Origin of the sequence: Gordonia sp. UBA7860 (genome assembly GCF_002500165.1) — a bacterium.
Classification (GTDB): domain Bacteria; phylum Actinomycetota; class Actinomycetes; order Mycobacteriales; family Mycobacteriaceae; genus Gordonia; species Gordonia sputi.
Genome location: NZ_DLSO01000041.1, coordinates 1 through 17,811 on the forward strand (window position 1 = coordinate 1; position 17,811 = coordinate 17,811).

14 protein-coding genes and 1 pseudogene are annotated in these 17,811 nt (G+C 63.2%); 13 read left to right on the forward strand and 2 right to left on the reverse strand.

The annotated features are described in order from the left end of the window. Positions 1-233: pseudogene (locus tag B3T59_RS05660) on the reverse strand (endoglucanase); the annotation flags it as partial. Then, a complete protein-coding gene (locus tag B3T59_RS05665; protein ID WP_251723339.1) occupies positions 205-2,454 on the reverse strand; it encodes a hypothetical protein in 2,250 nt (749 codons plus the stop codon). The gene B3T59_RS05665 and the pseudogene B3T59_RS05660, both read right to left, overlap by 29 nt. Positions 2,455-2,578: 124 nt before the next feature. Between B3T59_RS05665 and B3T59_RS05670 the strand changes: the two genes are divergently transcribed. The 13 genes from B3T59_RS05670 (at position 2,579) to B3T59_RS05730 (ending at position 17,809) form a co-directional block, all read left to right on the forward strand. Further along, positions 2,579-3,961 (forward strand): DUF1731 domain-containing protein, encoded by a 1,383-nt coding sequence (locus B3T59_RS05670; RefSeq protein ID WP_287001695.1) that lies wholly within the window; start codon positions 2,579-2,581, stop codon positions 3,959-3,961. 184 nt (positions 3,962-4,145) lie between these two features. After that, positions 4,146-4,631 carry an excalibur calcium-binding domain-containing protein gene (locus tag B3T59_RS05675; RefSeq protein WP_287001696.1) on the forward strand — a complete coding sequence of 162 codons (486 nt, stop codon included), beginning with the start codon at positions 4,146-4,148 and terminating at the stop codon, positions 4,629-4,631. A gap of 1,133 nt (positions 4,632-5,764) precedes the next feature. Further along, complete coding sequence (locus B3T59_RS05680) at positions 5,765-7,141, forward strand: sugar transferase (protein WP_414652072.1); 1,377 nt, start codon at positions 5,765-5,767, stop codon at positions 7,139-7,141. Positions 7,142-7,285: 144 nt separating this feature from the next. Beyond that, on the forward strand, positions 7,286-8,308 hold the full coding sequence (gene gmd / locus B3T59_RS05685; RefSeq protein ID WP_287001698.1) for a GDP-mannose 4,6-dehydratase: 1,023 nt from the start codon (positions 7,286-7,288) through the stop codon (positions 8,306-8,308). A gap of 5 nt (positions 8,309-8,313) precedes the next feature. Then, positions 8,314-9,279 carry a GDP-L-fucose synthase family protein gene (locus B3T59_RS05690; protein WP_251723333.1) on the forward strand — a complete coding sequence of 322 codons (966 nt, stop codon included), beginning with the start codon at positions 8,314-8,316 and terminating at the stop codon, positions 9,277-9,279. A 2-nt stretch (positions 9,280-9,281) separates the two neighbouring features. Beyond that, positions 9,282-10,481 (forward strand): lipase family protein, encoded by a 1,200-nt coding sequence (locus B3T59_RS05695; protein WP_287001699.1) that lies wholly within the window; start codon positions 9,282-9,284, stop codon positions 10,479-10,481. Positions 10,482-10,484: 3 nt separating this feature from the next. Continuing rightward, positions 10,485-11,081 (forward strand): putative colanic acid biosynthesis acetyltransferase, encoded by a 597-nt coding sequence (locus B3T59_RS05700; protein ID WP_287001700.1) that lies wholly within the window; start codon positions 10,485-10,487, stop codon positions 11,079-11,081. Further along, the gene (locus tag B3T59_RS05705; protein ID WP_251723330.1) at positions 11,078-12,361 is read left to right on the forward strand and encodes a glycosyltransferase family 4 protein; all 1,284 of its coding nucleotides are present in this window, start codon (positions 11,078-11,080) and stop codon (positions 12,359-12,361) included. Before B3T59_RS05700 ends, B3T59_RS05705 begins: the two co-directional genes overlap by 4 nt. After that, entirely contained in the window at positions 12,358-13,620 is a 1,263-nt protein-coding gene (locus B3T59_RS05710; RefSeq protein ID WP_251723329.1) for a hypothetical protein, read from the forward strand. Before B3T59_RS05705 ends, B3T59_RS05710 begins: the two co-directional genes overlap by 4 nt. 5 nt (positions 13,621-13,625) lie before the next feature. Further along, a complete protein-coding gene (locus B3T59_RS05715) occupies positions 13,626-14,411 on the forward strand; it encodes a hypothetical protein (protein ID WP_251723328.1) in 786 nt (261 codons plus the stop codon). Between the two features lie 28 nt (positions 14,412-14,439). Further along, positions 14,440-16,368: a hypothetical protein gene (locus tag B3T59_RS05720; protein WP_287001702.1), complete on the forward strand. Its 1,929-nt coding sequence runs from the start codon at positions 14,440-14,442 to the stop codon at positions 16,366-16,368. Then, positions 16,365-17,117, forward strand: coding sequence for an SGNH/GDSL hydrolase family protein (locus B3T59_RS05725; protein ID WP_251723326.1), 753 nt, complete (start codon positions 16,365-16,367; stop codon positions 17,115-17,117). The genes B3T59_RS05720 and B3T59_RS05725 overlap by 4 nt, the downstream gene beginning before the upstream one ends. Then, a complete protein-coding gene (locus B3T59_RS05730; protein ID WP_287001703.1) occupies positions 17,114-17,809 on the forward strand; it encodes a YveK family protein in 696 nt (231 codons plus the stop codon). The genes B3T59_RS05725 and B3T59_RS05730 overlap by 4 nt, the downstream gene beginning before the upstream one ends. Positions 17,810-17,811: the final 2 nt, after the last annotated feature.

Consider the following 17,811-nt stretch of genomic DNA (forward strand, 5'->3'; position numbering starts at 1 on the left):
ACGAATCGGTGCAGATAGTGTGGGGCGCTGCCCGCCAACTCGGTGAGTCGCGCGATCGGCGTCGAGGCCGCGCCGACACGGGGGAGGACCTCTGGGATGAATGCGCCCCAGTGTCGCTGAGAGCTGGGCGATGTCGGTTTCTCAGGAGTGGGAGTGCACGCCGCCACCGCCCCGAGTCCGCCCAGTGCGCCCAGACGCAACACCTCACGTCGGGTCAGCGGTGTCGGAGTCACCCAGCAATGCTAGGCCGTCCGGACCAGGGTCGAGCCTCCTGATCCAGATGTCCCACGTGATGTCCGACGTGTATGCCGAGTGCTGATGAACGGCGTCGCGGGGATAGTCGTCGGGTGATGGATCGGGAAGCCAGGCTTCGACGATGCGATCATTCTCATTGACGAGATAGCACCCGTTGAGCACTTCTTGTGGAACGGTGGATTCGTCGGCGTAGCGCTTCAGCGCGCCGTCCTCGGTATAGCTGACGACCCCGTCACCGAGGAAGTCGGTGAAGCGAACGAGGTTGATCCACCTGCCGTCCAGTGCTTTTCGCAGTTCGAGGTGGGTCTCATGGCTCAACGCGGCGGGAAACGCTCTGCCGTATGCCCATCCCAGTTGCGAGCCGTACGTCAGCAACGAGAACCGGGCCGCCCCCGAGCGATGATCCTGCTGGTGTACCAGGCGGTACGCGAGGGCGTACATGATCAGGGTTCCCTGGCTGTGCGCGGCGAGAACTATCCGACGATCGGTTCTTGTGCGCAGGTAGCGCTCGAGATCGCGAATGGCTCGCGGTGCGTATGCGGGTGGCACGAGTGGATGTGCTTCGCGAGGCCAGAATGATGCGAGGTCCCACAGCACGCCGAGAGATCGGCCTGCCTTTCGTGGTTTGTGCGCGGCGTTGAACATCGCACGCAGAAGCAGTAGATCGACCAGACCGAGTGCGCCGATGCCGACCCACTGCAGTCCTTCGCCGCTGCGGACAAGGCTGGTGCTGGCGGTCGCGACGAGGCCTGCGATCATCGCGCAGACAGCGAGTGTGCCAACGCAGACCGGTATGCGGAGCTTTGCGGAGGCCACGCCCCACCTGATGCGCCCGCCGAAGGAGCGTCGTGGCGACGTGTCGAGCAACCCGAGGTCGGCCAGTTGTGGAGCAGCAAGCTTCGCGCGTTCTCGACCGTCGGCGACTATTGACCCGCCCAGAAACACAACGGTTCCAAGACCCCAGATGAGCACGGTGACTCCCCACATCCAGGCAGTGCTGGCGTACGAGTCGGGCAATGGCACCGGGTTGTGGTGATCGGGTTTGTTGTGATCGATGACGAGCGCGGCCAGTCGGGTGAGCCCGACCCCCATCCCGACCCCCCACAGCACACCGATCGCTGCGACGAGGGGAGCATGAAGCCCGTTGAGCCAGGGAGTCGACGGCCGTGCCCGAGCACTCCACCACCTCTGCAGGTTGCGCGGTAACACCAGTGCTCCGACGGTCGCGAGAATGGCAGCGCCCACCAGCGCGGCGTCGAGCCAGAACAGCCACGTGATGGCATCGCCGACGATGTGTTGTGGCTTCGCGGCGAAGTTCGTCACGACGAGAAGCGTCGACGCCGCGACGACCCACAGCGCCGCGGGCCACGACACAAATGCCTTCGTCCACGATTCTGGCGTCGACGTCGCACGAGGGTCGACGCACAGGGCTGTGGCCATGACAACCGCGGCGAACATGGCGACAACGAGTCCCCAGATCACACGCGGTAAGGTGTGGTCGCCCAACACGATTGTCGCAGTGCAGATTCCGGCGACGGCGTGTGTGGTGATCAACACCGTTGCCCTGCCGTCCGACGGCGCGACGAACGCGTCGGTCGCGATCAGTGGAACCTCGGCGGGACCGGTGGCAGCGGGTGAGGGGTTAGGGGGCGCAGGGTCGGTGGGCGCGTCGACGTCCTTGTCGTTGTTGCCGTACAGGCTCACGAAGCCGCCGACGAGGAAGATCACGACGAGGCAGCCGAGGACGGACCAGTCGCGGCAGGCGCCGTCCGGCATCCGGCGAAACAGCACGCCGTCGATCAGGAATGCCAACTGCGCGATCATCGTGACGGTCAGAGCAAGTCCGAGAAGTCGCAGCAGTGCACGCAGCAGAACGACGCAGCGCTGGGCGATCGGGTTGTCCTGTCCGGCTTTCGGATACATCCACGCCGCAACATTGACCAGAGCGAACGGGCCGAAGAGCGCCCAGATCGCCTGTCTGGCCATTCCGGAGGTCATGTCTCCCCACCGGTACGCCACGCGGTTACGGGGGCGTCGGACGTGGTCTGGTTGCTCGGGGTACGTCGTGAAGACGCCTTTGAATCCCGCGCCCGGGACTTCGACGACCCGGGCGCTGTCGAGAATGACCGTAGATTCGGTTCCACTGACGCCGTGCGTCAGGAGCACGAACTGTTCGGAAGCCCGGTCATCGTCGGCCATGAACGAGAATTCTCCCACCTTTAGAACGGGGGAGTATGTCGTTCGGATGATGCGTACGCGTTGTGTCGCCGTGGTGAGTAGAGACACAGGATCTTTCCGACGCTGGAGGGCTTAGCGTCGAAGCATGTCCACAACGAGGTCGCATTCGCAGTTCATCGCGCTCGACGTCGAGGCGCTCTGGTCGGTCATCGGAGATCCGAGGCGACTACCCGAGTGGCACAGCGGATATCGCGAAGTGAAGCTCGACGGCCCGCCGGAAGTTGGCGCCCAGGGTGACTACGTGCAGACGAATCCTGTTGTAGGAGCGTTTCATCGGCGGCTTGCACCACCCTTCACCATCAGCGTGGCCGACGAAAAGGTGTTGGCGTTGACCCAGCCGGAGCCGGTTGCGGACACGCGGATCGCGTTCACTCTGGTCCCCGTCGACGGCGGCACGGTGGTCACCGAGACAGTGACCACCACCGCCGCCGTAGGAGCGGTGAGCAGGTTCATTCTGTCGGGAGTTCCGCAGGTGACCAGGCGCACCGACTTCGCCCGCCTGGCACGGCTGGCCGGAACCCCGCGGGTCGACGACGCGCTCACCGTCGTCATCGCGGGTGGCAGCGGTGCACTCGGACAGCATCTCGCTGCCGACCTCGCCTGCCGCGGTCATCGGCCGGTGATCCTTACGCGCAGCGTCGACCCGGCGTCGCCTTTCGATCAACTCGACTGGGATGGGCGGAGTGTTGGTGCGTGGGCAGGTGCTCTTGAGAGCGATGGCCCGGTTGCTGTCGTCAATCTCGCGGGCAAGCTGGTCGACTGTCCGCCCACCGCACGCAACGTCGCGGCGCTGCGTGATAGCCGCGTCGATGCCACGTGTGCGTTGGTGGAGGCGTCGAAGAAGTTGCACATCCCGGTTGCGCGGTGGCTGCAGGCGAGCACCACCGCGATCTGGAGCGACGCGGGCGAGCAGTGGTGCGTCGAGTCCACCCCGCTGCCGGTCGGGTTACCGCAGATGACCGGCGTAGCCCAACCGTGGGAGGAGGCTGTTGCCGGTGCGAACACCGAACACTTGACCATCCTGCGGACCTCGATCGTGCTCGACGGGCGCTCGGCGGCGATGAAGCGGCTTGTCGACATCACGCGGGCGGGGCTCGGTGGGCGCGTCGGGTCGGGCAGGCAATGGTTCAGCTGGATTCACGTCGACGACTGGTTGGCCATCGCGCGCGCGGCATTGGGTCTTGACAGCGACATCGAGTTGCCCGATGGAGTGGTTGTGGGGGCGGCGCCGAATCCGGTCCGCAACGTCGATTTGATGGCATCCCTGCGGCACGCATTGCACCGACCGCCCGCACCGCCCACACCCGCGCCGATGCTGAAGGTGGGGGCGCTCTTCCTGCGGACCGACCCAGCACTCGGACTCACTGGGCGGCGGGCGCGGTCGGAGGTGCTCGACGAGGCGGGGTTCGAGTTCAGGTTCCCTGAGCTCGACGCCGCGCTGGCGGACCTACTCGGGCGCACGGCATAGTGCCTGCCGCAGATTTCTACGCCCCTGAGGCCGTTGGCGCGTACCGGTACATACCGAAGCCCGGTGGCGTGTAGTTTTCGGCGCGGAAGGTGTCGGCCGATCGGGTTAACCTCACCCCTCGCGCCGTCGGAAGCGGGCATAACGTGCACACTGAAGGCTCGCTTCCGAATACAAGGTGGTATCCGTGACCGGACCTCGTCCCTACCAGCCCGCGCCGAGCGGGTCGTCGTCGACGATCAGTCCCAAAGCGATCATCGCAGGCGGTGTCGGGGCGTTCTTCCTGATGATCGCCAGTTGCGGTGTCGGCACCGCCATCGGTGGGAGCGACAGCCCGCAGGCGGCGCCGACGGTCACCGCGACGACGACGCTGACCGAAACCAGCGCGGCGTCGAACGAGACCGTCTGGCGCACCACCACGGTGACAGCTACGCCGACCGCGCCATCCGAGGCCGCAGAGACCACCACACAGGTGGCCGACGATTCGGGCAACGCCCCGCGCGGGCTGGTGGGTCAGAGGACCACGACGCCGACCGAGAACTCCGACTCTGGAAGCGCCTACTACTCGAGTTGCAAGCAGGCCCGTGCCGCTGGCGCCGCACCGCTGTACGCGGGCCAGCCGGGCTACTCGTCGAGCCTCGATCGTGACGGCGACGGGGTTGCCTGCGAGTAGATCGGCTAGCTGAAGATCTGGTTACCGATGATCTGGCCGGCTTGCTCAATCTGTGGCAGTTCGGATTTCGAGCCGTGGGCGGCGAGCGTACTGCCGCCGGTGCTCCGGAAGACGATTCCTTTGGAGTGGGAAGACTCTCGGGGAGTCGATCATCGGATGTAGACGGTGGAACCTTCGGGTGGAGCTGTATTGCTGATCAACTTGCCCAGGCAATGATCACGGTCGAAGTTCTGCTGCTGACACCACGAGACTGCGGCCTGGGGACTGGGGAACGTCTGCGCGGTGATGGTGACCCACCAGCCGGGCACGGATACTGCTGTGAGTACGGGGTCAGTGGGTGCTGGGGTTGTGAGTGCGGCGGCTGTGGGTGCAGGGACGACGAATGCGGGTCAGACAAACGCGGCGATTGGTACGGCGCGGGCGGTGCAGGTGAATCCGGTGGAAGCGTCTCTCTGGCGCCCGCACGCACGCCGGCCGCCCGCGGTGTTGCCCGGCCGCGGGCCGCGCGCGGTTGGTCGGGTAAATAAATGCCTTTGCACTCCAATAACTCGCTCTCCTTGTCGATTGACATATTGTGGTTGACGATTGAAGGGCATCCTCGACTGAATTGTCCCGGAAAATCGGCGTGGTCAAGAACACATGTTGTCACCGTTGAATGGCGCGTTGAAACGAATTCGTACACAACGTCTCATGATTCTCGGTCGCGCGGTGCCGGCTTCGACGAACGGTTGTTCGTGCCTTCGCGCGTCTTCGACATTCTGAACTGGGGACTTTACGAATCCTTGGAAAAACGTGGTGCGTGACGTCGTGAGTGGCGCGGCAAGCGGCATGTATGTGAGACGTACACATCTCACTTTTTGGCGCCCGTGACGCTGAACAGCACGCTTCGATAGCTGGTATGGTCGCTTTAACGCGGTACATCCGGGGGGTCAGTTTCCATGGGGGGAAGCTGGACTATCGCGTAGTCCTTATGGACGACAAAAGAACACAGTTTCCGGGGGGATACTTTGATTTCGTCAACCGGCCGAATAACGGCCGGTCGCGATTCGTGGTGGGGTGATTCAACTACGATTGCGCGGCCGAACCGTTGGCATGATGCATACCTACGAGGTGTGCGTGGATCTGATGTGTTCGTGGTAGTCGCGAGCACAATAGTCGGGCAACTCATTCGATTCGGCAGCCATCCATTGGCGCCCGTCGGAAGGTTGCAAGTACCGCTCGCGGCTGTCTCGATCGTGATGATCGTCGGGTGGCTGGCGGTACTGAACATCGCGCAAACGTACGACAGGCGTGTCATCGGTTCTGGGGCCGCAGAGTACGTGCGTGTGCTGCGTGCGTGCTGCGCATTCTTTGGTGGGCTCGCGGTGGTCGACCTGCTCTTCAACTTCTCGATCGCGCGGGGCTACCTCGCGGTGGTCTTTCCGCTCGGGACTCTCGGATTGCTGATGAGCCGACGAGGGTGGCGAATGTGGTTGTCGCGCAGTAGAAGACGCGGCGAGAATCTGAGCCGGCTCGCTGTCGTCGGTGATATGGCGTCTGCGACGCCGCTGATTGAGCGAGTGATACGACACCCAGATCTCGGCTACAGCGTCGCAGGCATCTGTCTTCCACTGCACAACATCGACGACGCACCGAGCGAGATAGAGGTCGATGGCCGGAGCATCCCGGTGCTCGGCGGCATCGACGGCGCGGCGGACATGGTGGTCTCGTCGGATATCGCATCGGTCGCAGTCACCTCGGCAGATGTTCTCGGGCACCGCGCGATGCGCGAACTATCCTGGGAGCTAGAGGATTCCGATACCGAGTTGCTTCTGGCTCCGGCGTTGATCGATGTTGCCGGACCGCGGTTGACAATGCGTCCGCAGGCGGGTCTGCCGCTGCTGCACGTCGACAAGCCCCGCTATCAGGGAGCTACCAAGCTGCTCAAGCAAACCTTCGACAAGGTGCTCTGTCTCTTGATCTTGCTCGCCGCATTGCCCGTGCTGGTGATCTGCGCGGTGGCGATCAAGCTCGACAACCCCGGACCGGTGTTCTATCGGGCTGAACGAATCGGTGTGAACAATCAGCCGTTCCGGATGTGGAAGTTTCGCTCGATGGTCGTTGGCGCGCACAACATGCGGGCAGCGTTGGCGAGTGCCGACGAGGGCAACGGAGTCTTGTTCAAGATGCGCGATGATCCTCGGGTCACCCGCGTCGGGGCGATACTGCGGCGCTACAGCCTCGACGAACTTCCCCAGCTGTTCAATGTGCTCGGTGGAACAATGAGCCTGGTCGGCCCACGTCCGCCGCTACGGCAAGAGGTCGAGACGTACGACCACGTCATCGTGCGACGAATGTTGGTGCGGCCCGGGATGACTGGTCTCTGGCAGGTGTCCGGGCGCAGTGATCTTTCGTGGGAGGAGTCGGTGCGACTCGACCTCTCCTACGTCGAGAACTGGACTCTACTCGGCGACCTGATGATCCTGTGGCGCACCCTTCGAGCGGTCGTATCCAAGAGCGGTGCCTATTGATACACGCTGCCCGTGTCGTAGGCCTTCCGCGTCGTTGAGACCTGACGTCTCCGACGTTGCCCACCATTTGACTCATCGCGGTTTCGCCTGACGCATCACGCCGTCGGCATGCCCGCACTCGACAACTGAGAGAAAGAACGCACGATGAAACGCGCATTGATCACCGGAATCACTGGACAAGACGGCTCGTACCTCGCGGAGCTGTTGCTGTCCAAAGGCTATGAGGTACATGGCCTCATCCGCAGATCCTCCACTTTCAACACCAGCAGGATCGATCATCTCTACACCGATCCACACGAGCCGGGTGCCAGGCTCTTCCTTCACTACGGCGACCTGTCCGACGGTGCTCGGCTGGTCACACTGCTGACAACTATCAACCCCGACGAGGTGTACAACCTCGCGGCACAGTCGCACGTGCGGGTGAGCTTCGATGAGCCCGAGCACACCGCTGACACGACGGGAATCGGCACGGTCCGATTGCTCGAAGCCGTTCGGCAGACTGGTATTTCGTGCCGGTTCTACCAGGCGTCGAGCTCGGAGATGTTCGGTGCCTCACCGCCGCCGCAGAACGAGAACACTCTGTTCTATCCGCGTTCGCCCTACGGCGCGGCAAAGGTGTACTCCTACTGGATCACTCGCAACTATCGCGAGGCCTACGGTGTGTACGCGGTGAACGGAATCCTGTTCAATCATGAATCGCCCAGGCGTGGAGAGACATTCGTGACCCGGAAGATCACACGTGCGGTGGCCAGGATCAAAGCCGGCGTGCAGGAGAACCTGTACATGGGCAACCTCGACGCTGTACGCGACTGGGGATACGCGCCCGAGTACGTCGAAGGCATGTGGCGCATGCTGCAGGCTGATGAACCCAGTGACTATGTGCTGTCGACTGGCGTTGCTTACACCGTGCGTGACTTCTTGACCACCTCGTTCGAGCATGCGGGCCTCGATTGGGAAGAGCACGTCCGCTTCGACAACCGCTATCTCCGGCCGACCGAAGTCGATTCGCTCATCGGAGACGCAAGCCGCGCTCGTGATCTGCTCGGCTGGGAGGCGACGGTCGACGGTGCCGATCTGGCCCGGATCATGGTCGACGCCGATATCGCGGCGCTCGAATGCGAAGGCAAGTCCTGGATTGACACTCCTGCACTGGCGGATTGGAGCTGAGTACGATGACAACTTTTGAACCCGCACCCATCGATCGCTCGTCGCGGATCTACATCGCTGGCCACCGCGGTCTTGTCGGATCGGCTCTCTGGCGTACCTTCGCTTCCTCGGGGTTCACCGACCTGGTTGGACGTACGCGTGCCGAACTCGATCTGTGTGACCGCGCCGCGACGGAAGAGTTTCTCGCGCAGACGAAGCCGGATGTCGTCATCTTGGCGGCGGCAAAGGTCGGCGGCATCGGTGCCAACAACTCGTTCCCTGCCGACTTCTTGACCGAGAACCTCAGAATCCAGACAAACGTGCTCGATGCTGCACTCGAACAACGGGTTCCGCGACTGCTGTTCCTCGGCTCGTCGTGCATCTATCCCAAGTTCGCTGCGCAGCCGATCACGGAGGATGCGCTGCTCACAGGTGTTCTCGAACCGACCAACGACGCGTACGCGATCGCGAAGATCGCGGGCATCCTGCAGGTGCAGGCGGTGCGTCGCCAGTACGGTCTTCCGTGGATCTCGGCGATGCCCACCAACCTGTACGGGCCGGGTGACAACTTCTCGCCGGACAGCTCTCACGTCCTGCCTGCGCTCATTCGTCGGTACGACGAGGCGCGCAGCACTGGTGCTGACGTGGTGACCAACTGGGGATCGGGAACTCCGCGACGAGAGTTCCTCCACGTCGACGACATGGCGTCGGCGTGTCTGTACCTGCTGGAGAACTTCGACGGACCGCAACAGGTCAACGTGGGTACGGGAGTCGACCACACCATTGCAGAGATCTCGAAGATGGTCGCAGATGCTGTCGGCTACTCCGGCGAGACCATTTGGGATGTGAGCAAGCCGGACGGTACACCGCGCAAGCTTCTCGACGTCTCGACGCTGCGCGACCTCGGGTGGAGTCCGCGTGTGACCCTCGCAGAGGGCATCGCCGAGACCGTAGCCTGGTTCGCAGCGAACCGAGCAGGCGTTCGGGAGTGAAAATGGTTGTGCTACTTATTCTCTCACTCGGCAGCCTGGCGCTGGTCGCGTGCGAGACAGTGGTACCGGCGGAGGAGGCGGACGTCGTCGGCCCTCCGCCCATCCCGACGAGTGTCGTCGCGTTGGCAGGGGATGTCCTGGCGGCGCGTGGCAGCGTTGTCACGAGCGAGTCGCTGGAATCCTCGAGTGATATCGCACGGGTCGCGTCGCGTTCAGTGCGTGCCACCTACCGTTCGGTCGACGCAGTTGCGGGGACCACTACTCAGGTGACGGGCGCGTTCTATCTGCCGCGCGGTGAGGTTCCAACCGGCGGATGGCCTGTCGTGTCGTTCGCCCATGGCACCACCGGTCTGGCCAATGGCTGTGGGCCGACGCAGCTTTCGGATCTCGCGGGACTAGGAGGAACTGTCGCGGCGTTGCTCGGAATGGGATATGCGGTGGCGATGACCGATTATGCCGGTCTCGGGCCCGACGGCGTCCACCAGTACCTCCAGCCGACGTCGGCCGCCTACAACGTCATCGATGCCGTGCGTGCGTTGCGCGCCATCTCACCCGCGGTCTCGGATCGATGGCTCGCCTATGGTCCGTCCCAGGGTGGCCAGGCGGTATGGGCCGCTGACGAACTCGCTGCAACCTACGGTGACGGATTGAATCTTGTGGGTGCGGTGGCGATGGAACCTGCCGCCGACATCACCCGCCTGGTAGATCTCGCCGATGCGAACGCGATGTCGAGTGAGCAGCAGGCCATTTACCCGATGGTGGTCGAGGGAGTTCACCGGGTTGATCCCTCGTTGCCACTGTCGGACTATCTCGGCACGGCTGCGGTGTCACGCATAGATGCCCTCGTCGGGTGCGACAGGGATGCGCGCAGGAAGGCCACTGACGGGATCTCGCCGTCGGATCTGCGGCCGGCTTCGACACGGGCAGCCGATCGTCTTCGTGAGTATCTGCGCAGAATCGCGCTGCCGCAAAAACTGCTCACCGCACCGCTTCTCGTGGTGAATGGACTCAATGACCAGACGATCCTGCCGTCATGGGTCAGGGGGGCGACGCAGCGGCAATGCGACGCAGGTGGGCGAGTTGTCCACTACGAGATCCCCGGTGTCGGACATTCGGATCTGACACCCAACAAAGACGTCACCAACTGGATGACGCAGCGATTCCTCACCGACGCTGCGCCGTCGAACTGCAGAACGGAGTAAGGCATGGACGGCGACACAACACTGGCGCGCGAGGCACGCGGGGCGTCGGACATTCGTGATTTCGTGCTGAGAGAATTCACCGGTGTCGGGTACGACAAGGGCAGATCGCTGCCGGTTCAGTGCCTGTGGCTGTTCGCGAGAAGCATCATCAGCCAATGGTGGGTACCCAACAAGGTGCGCATCGCGGTGATGCGGATGTTCGGGGCGCAGATCGGTGCGCGGGTGCTGATCAGGCATGGGGTGCGGGTCCACTGGCCATGGAAGCTGGAGGTCGGCGACGACACGTGGATCGGGGAGGGCGCGTGGATCCTGAATCTCGAACCGGTGCGCATCGGTTCCAACACGTGTATCTCGCAGGACGTTGTGCTCTGTACCGGAAGCCACGATTCACGTTCGCGTAGCTTCGAATTCGACAATGCACCGGTCAACGTGGGTGACGGTGTGTGGATTGCTCTGCGCGCCACCGTGTTACGGGGAGTCACGGTGGGCGACCGAGCCGTCGTCGGAGCAACGTCGCTCGTCGTCTCCGATGTCAAGCCGGGCGCGACCGTGTTGGCGCCGTTGGCCGTCGAGGCCGATTCCAGCGAGGTGACGGCATGAGAATTCTGATCATCGGGCTCAACTACGCCCCGGAAGTAACCGGGATTGCGCCCTACACAACAGGACTCGCCGAGGGGTTGTGCGAGCTCGGACACTCCGTGACCGTGCTCACCGGCATGCCTCACTATCCGGAGTGGAGGGTCGACGACGAGTACTCCGACTCCGACGGTGTGTTGGAGGTCAGGAATGGTGTGCGTGTGCGCCGATTCCCGCACTTCGTACCGCGCGGCGGGTCGATGGCGAGCCGGGTCCGCATGGAGGTGAGCTTCGGACGACGCGTGGCGTCGGCGCACTGGGGTGATCCCGATGTCGTGATCACCGTCAGCCCCGCTCTGGTCGCGGCGTCGATGATCGTGACCCGCGCCAAGGCCGAGGGGGTGCCCGTCGGTGTGATCGTGCAGGACCTCTACGGACTCGGACTACAGGAGACGTCGTCGGGGGGTGGCCTATCGGCCCGTGCCGCAATGGGATTCGAGACGAAGGTACTGACAAGGGCCGACGGCGTGAGCGTCATCCACGATCACTTCCGCGATTCCGTTGTGGACATGGGTGTGCCGCGAGGCAAGATCACCACCATCCGCAACTGGTCGCACCTGCAGGGGTGGTCGCATCCGTCCGAGGCTCAGATTGGAGTAACGCGGGCGCGTTACGGGTGGAGCGACCGCGAGATCATCGTGCTGCACACCGGAAACATGGGTCTGAAACAGGGCTTGCTCAACGTTGTGGAGGCTGCTCGATACGCCGACAAAACCAACGCAGACGTGCGTTTCGTGCTCGTGGGCGACGGCAACCAGCGGGCCGAACTCGAGCGCGCCGCAAAGGGCATCACGCGGATACAGTTCGTTCGTCCGCTTCCGGGAGACGAATTCACCGAGATTCTCTCGGCGGCTGACCTTTTGCTGGTGAATGAGCTTCCGGGTGTCAGCGGAATGGCGGTGCCGAGCAAGTTGACGTCGTACTTCACCGCGGGTCGTCCGGTACTCGGTGCCGTCGATGCGTCGGGTGTGACCGCGTCGGAGATCCGGGCGTCAGGTGCCGGGATCATCGTGCCGGCCGGTGATCCTCAGCAGCTGGTCACCGACGCACTCGAACTCGGCTCCGATATGGAACGCTGTGACGCTCTCGCGGCACTCGGACCGATCTACGCAACAACGGTACTCGGCCGCGACGAAGCGGTCAGCAGGTACGAAAGCTGGTGTGCCGAACTCGCAACCGGCGAGACCGGGCGCGCCGCAGGGGCCACCGATGCCGAACTGACATTGGCGGCGCAGTGGCGATGAAACGAGTCAGTGGACTCGACGCGCTTTCCGCGGGCACCGGCGTGTGGGTGCTCGCCGGACCAGTAGCGGCGGCTGACAACTCCGGAATCGTTCCTGGTCTGCAGCGTTTCGTCGACAGTGATACCGATCAGCGGGTAGGGCTCGTTCCCGATCGTGAGTCGATGTGCTGGATCGACGAGCAGACGATCGATGATCGATATCTGTTGTCGGAGAGGCACATCGACGCGTCTGATCCGGTACTCACACTGACTCAGGCGATGAGTGAGGTGCCGGTGCTGGGGGTGCAGGCCGACGCTGCCGGACACCACCTTCTCGTCGCTTTCAACCACGGGATCGGAGATGCCAAGGTGATGGCCGAGGTGGTCGCCGAACTCTCGCGGTCACATGAGGAGACCCAACCGGCCGCGACATCGGTGCGGGTGGCAACGCGACGCCCGCTGAGGCTGGCGCACAAGACTGCGCTGCGTACTGCGCCGGGCGCATTTGCCGCGGCACTCGCATGCGTGGGTGCCCGTGTCGGTCGTGAGCTCGTCGGCGGAGCATGTCGCCGGATCACTGGTGCGGCAGGCCGCAGCCGACACAACGACGAACTGGCCGCGGCAAAGATGTCCGTGTGCTACGTGCGCAGCGAGCCGTCGTTCCTCGGCGAACTGACCCAGTGGCGCGCCGCACATGCGCCCGACGTATCGACGAACTCGATTCTGTTCCATCGGATCTGGCACGGAATACACGACGTCGGTCTCGACCCGATCGGTGAGGTCGAGCTCCTCGTCGACCTTCGTCGGCATCTGCCCAAGGGGGCCGATTCAGATGCAAACCTCGCCGCGGTCTCGTCCGTGCGGATCGCGGCCGACATGACGGCGGTGGAGTTCGGCAGTCGCGTTGCTGACGAGATGGTGTCGCTGCGGCCACTGGTCCGCGCCGGTCTCGCATCGTTGGCACGCAACGCGCGCAATGGAACTCGCCTACACCAGCTATGTGCGCCCGATATGCCTGTGCGCCCGCTATTAACGATCTCCGACATCAGTCGTGCGCCGGGAATCAGCAACATCGCCTGGCACGCCGACGCGACACAGGGTGCAGAAGTCCAGCGGACTTTTGCCGTGGCACTACAGCCGGGAAGTGCTGAGCGGATCTCGTTGGGACTGTGCACCATCGACGGCGTCGTACATGCCACCGCGACGTTCTCGCCCGACGTCGTCTCCCCGGAGGCCGTCGAACACGGCATCTCCCTGGCGCTGAACCCGGGACGGTGGTGAGAAAGATGCTCGCACCGGATCGCTCTGCTCGCGGGACCTCGCGTGGATTCATCGCCAAGATTGCGCTTGTGGTTGTGGCGACGGTCGTGGTTGCCTTTGCACTCTACTGGGGTTTCGTCCGCGACAACACGCCGTCGGATCAACAGGGTATCCGCGTCGAATCATCATTCAGCGCAACACCAAATGGTCCCGCGCCGCAGAAGTTCGACACCGGCCAGCCTGCGATGACTTCGAACACCTCGTCCGTTGCGGAAGATCACCTTCGTGTGGTCGATCACTCGTTGACGTTCACGCCCACCTCGGCAGAGCGTACGGCGGGCTACTTCAGCACACCGAACATGCAGGCGCCCGTCACCGCGCTGGGAGCCGACTTCGTCTTCCGGCCCGGCGATAGCTCCGATGGTGCAGTCGCCCTTGTGATCTCGCGCAACATCACGCGATCGGCTCCCTTCCTCGTGTCGCCTTTTCCGATGCATCTGGTACTCACTCCGGTGAACTGGAACGTGTCGGTCAAGAACGACGACATCGGCTCGCCGCTGCAGGTGATCCACGCCGAGTCGTATCGACATCGGCTGAACGCCGACGGGTCGACCGTGTACTCGGTGCGCGTGCACATCGACGGCAGCAGTATGACGATCGAGCTGCCCGACGGGACCAAGAAAGTGCTCAACGATGCACGAATCAGCCAGTGGCGCGGGCAGTTCGCGACCTTCGAGGTTTACGCGAACCAGGGTGCGACCGCAGCCAACGGAGGCTTCCGGAAGATCTGGGCAGAGTCGGGTGAGCACTGATATGGCCCCGACGGACACGATGAACCCGGTGGATGCGCAGCACATCTGGCAGACCACGGCTCGACGAGCTGTGTGGGCGAGCGCGGTGATTGCCGTACTCGGCTGTGCTGCTGGGCTACTCGTCGGCTCCGAGCAGCCCAGTGTTGCGCTGCTCGCGTTTGCCGCGGTGCTTCTCGTCTGGCCGGTCGCCGTCATCTCGTGGAGCCTCGAGGTCGGGGCACGCTCGCGTGCACAGCTGGTGTCGGTCGTATCGGTCGTGCTTCTCGTGGCGTGTGCGGGCATTGCCTGGGTGGTGTTCGGCGGGGTCACCTCGGTGGCGATGGGTGTGGCGGTTGCGGCCTTCGGGCTCGCTGCTGGCGTGCTGCTGACGTGCGTTCCGTGGCGCGATCCGCAGCGGGTGGAACTGATCCAGGCTGCGCCGGTGCGCGTCGTGGTGCCGCGTGCCGCCGGTGACAGCGGCGCTGCCTATCTCGGAGTGCTTGCCGCGGCGGTGTTGATCGTCTTCATCCCGGCCGCCATCATCGCCACCACGGACAACGAGTCGGGGCGGTTGTGGCTCTGGTCGATGGTCATCATCGCCATCTCCGGCTGGCGACTGGCGTGGTTGATCCGCCGCGGCGACAGGCGTCTCTACGAGATGACCTTCTGGGTGTTCACCTACACGTTCATGGGATTGGCGGCGCTGGCGCAGATTCGTGAACACAGTTGGCCCAACACAATTCTGCGCAGCGACTGGACCCTGGTACCTGCGGCTGCGCTCGTGGTGATCATCGGTTGTCTCGCCTTCCTCGTCGGTGCCTACGTGTCCACGCGTCTGGATCGCTTCCGTAGCTGGGATCAGTTGGCGCCGACGGGTGAGCGCCTGATCACCATCTCGTACCGCAAGCTGCTCGCGCTCACGGTGTTCACGGTGCTGTTCAACGTCTACTACCTGTCCAAGGTGGGAATCATCCAGTTCACCCAGAGTCGTGAGCAGGCGTTCGCCGCATACGACGTCGTATGGCGGCCGGGTTCACTAGGCATCCTCGTGCGTGCATGCACGTTCATGAGTTTGCTGGTGACGTGGTTGGCGTGGATGCGGTTTCGTAAGGAGATGACCGCTGCAGCTGAGGCAGGTGTGGCATACACCAAGTCGCAGAAAGTGATTGCGATCTGCTGTGCGTGGGGTATCGGAGTGTTGTTGCTCAACAGCATGAATCCGATCTCCAACGCGCGTTATCTCTCGGGGACGGCGATTCTGGCTGCGACGGTGGCGTTCGGCTGGTTTGCCACCAAGGCGAGATATCGGGCCATGGTGATGGGCTTCGTGCTCGCGCTGGTCGTGGTGTTCCCGCTCGCCGATGCCTTCCGCTATTCGGACTCCGCCGAAGTGAAGAGCAGCAACCCGCTGCAGTCGCTGATGTCGGCCGACTACGACTCGTTCGGCCAGATCACCAACGGTCTCCTCATCGCCGATCGCGACGGTATCGCCTTCGGCAGGCAGATGCTCGGTGTGTTGTTCTGGTGGGTGCCGAGAACATTGTGGGACGACAAACCCAAAGACACAGGCATCTTCATCGCCAACGGCCGCGGCTACAAGATGACGAATCTCTCTGCGCCGCTGTGGATCGAGCTGTTCCTCAATGGGGGCTGGGTCGTCATGGTGCTCGGCATGGCGCTGATCGGCTTCTACCTGTACCGCTGGGACAGTCGTATCGAAGCGCAGATGCGTGTTGCGCAGATGCCCGGCGTGCTGGGGTCGGTGTTGCCGTTCTATCTCCTGATCCTGATGCGCGGGTCGATGTTGCAGGCCATGTCTTACCTGATGTTCATCCTGGTCTTCGCGGCCATGGTGCGACGTTCCCCGCCGAACGTTGGTGGTCCGATGAACAAGAAATGGTTGCCCCGTTCGATGGCGTATTCAACTGAGCCTCAACCTGATCTGTCGGCGACGCGACAGAAGGAGATGGCGAGATGAGCGGAAGCAGACTTGTCTACCTCGCCCTCGGGGTCATGGCCGTGTTCACCGTTGTCGTGTGTGTTGCGGCTCTCGTGCGTGATGATGCACCCGGTGAGCCGGCGCAGCGTCGCACGGCCCTGGCCAGCACACGCGCCACCGCTCCGACGTTGCTGGTGATCGGAGACAGCTTCGCCGGTGGTACCGGAGACCCGCAGATCACGGTGTACCCGGAACTACTCGGTTCGGCCTTGGGATATCACGCGGTCGTAGATGCTCAGGGTGGCACAGGTTTCCTCAACGACGGCAACAACGTCAAGGTAGCCGGGAAGCCGAAGACGCAGCGGGCGATCGATCGCCTTGATCACGACGCTGACACGTTCCTTGTCGACCATATTGTGGTCGATCTCGGACGCAACGATCTCGGGTCGGAACCCTCGACTGTCAAACCCTATGTCCTGGCGTATTTTTCAAAGCTGCGGGAGATCTGGCCGACCCAGAAACTGGCGATTGTGGTGCCGACTTACGTGACCGCCAGAGTCGAAGACACGGTCTCCGCGATGCGTTCGTTGTTCTACGAGATCGCCGGCACCTACCGAGCCATAGTCGTCGATCCCGTGACACGTGGCTGGTACCGAGATCAACCACTCGGACCACTGCTCTGGAACGATCACGTGCACTTCTCGCAGAAGGGCAACGACCTATACGCAGCCAAGATCGCGAATTCGATGCTGGCTCAGGGCTTCACGCCGTTCAAGGAGGACCGATGAACGACTATCGTGCGCTACTGGCGCTTGTGCGGCCTTACTGGCTGATCGTCGTAGCAGGCGTCATGCTGGGAGTACTGGTCGGTGGGGCAGTCGCGCTGCTCATGCCGGCCGAGTTCACCACCCACAGCAGGGTGTTCATCGCAACACCCAACTGGAACGACTCGACAGCCGATGCCCAGCCCGGTACCGAGGACACCCAGACGGCATACGGCGACGAGTTCACCCAGCAGAGAATGTCGAGCTACCTCGAGGTCCTCACCAGTCCGCTTGTATTGCAACCGGTTGCGAGCAAGCTTGGAGTGTCCGAGTCGGATCTGCAGGGCAAGGTGACTGGTCGACTCGTTCCAGACACGGTGATCGTCGAAATCACCGCGCACGGATCGTCACCCGCTCAGGCGATGCAGATTGCCAATGCTGTTGCCGCGGAGTACACCGACGCCGTCGCGAACATAGAGAAGCCGTCGTATCGCAAGTCGTCTCCGGTGCAGCCGATCGTCATTTCAACTGCTGCGGAGCCAGATAGGTCGACGACGCCGGATGTGGGTGTCTACCTGGTCTGCGGTGCGGTCAGCGGCCTTCTCATCGGCCTGGCGGGCGCCGCTGCCATGGGGACGCGGAGGACGACGACGTCTTCGGATGCCCCCGACAGCACCAACACCGAACCTTCGGAAAACGAGAAAGTAACGGTCTGACA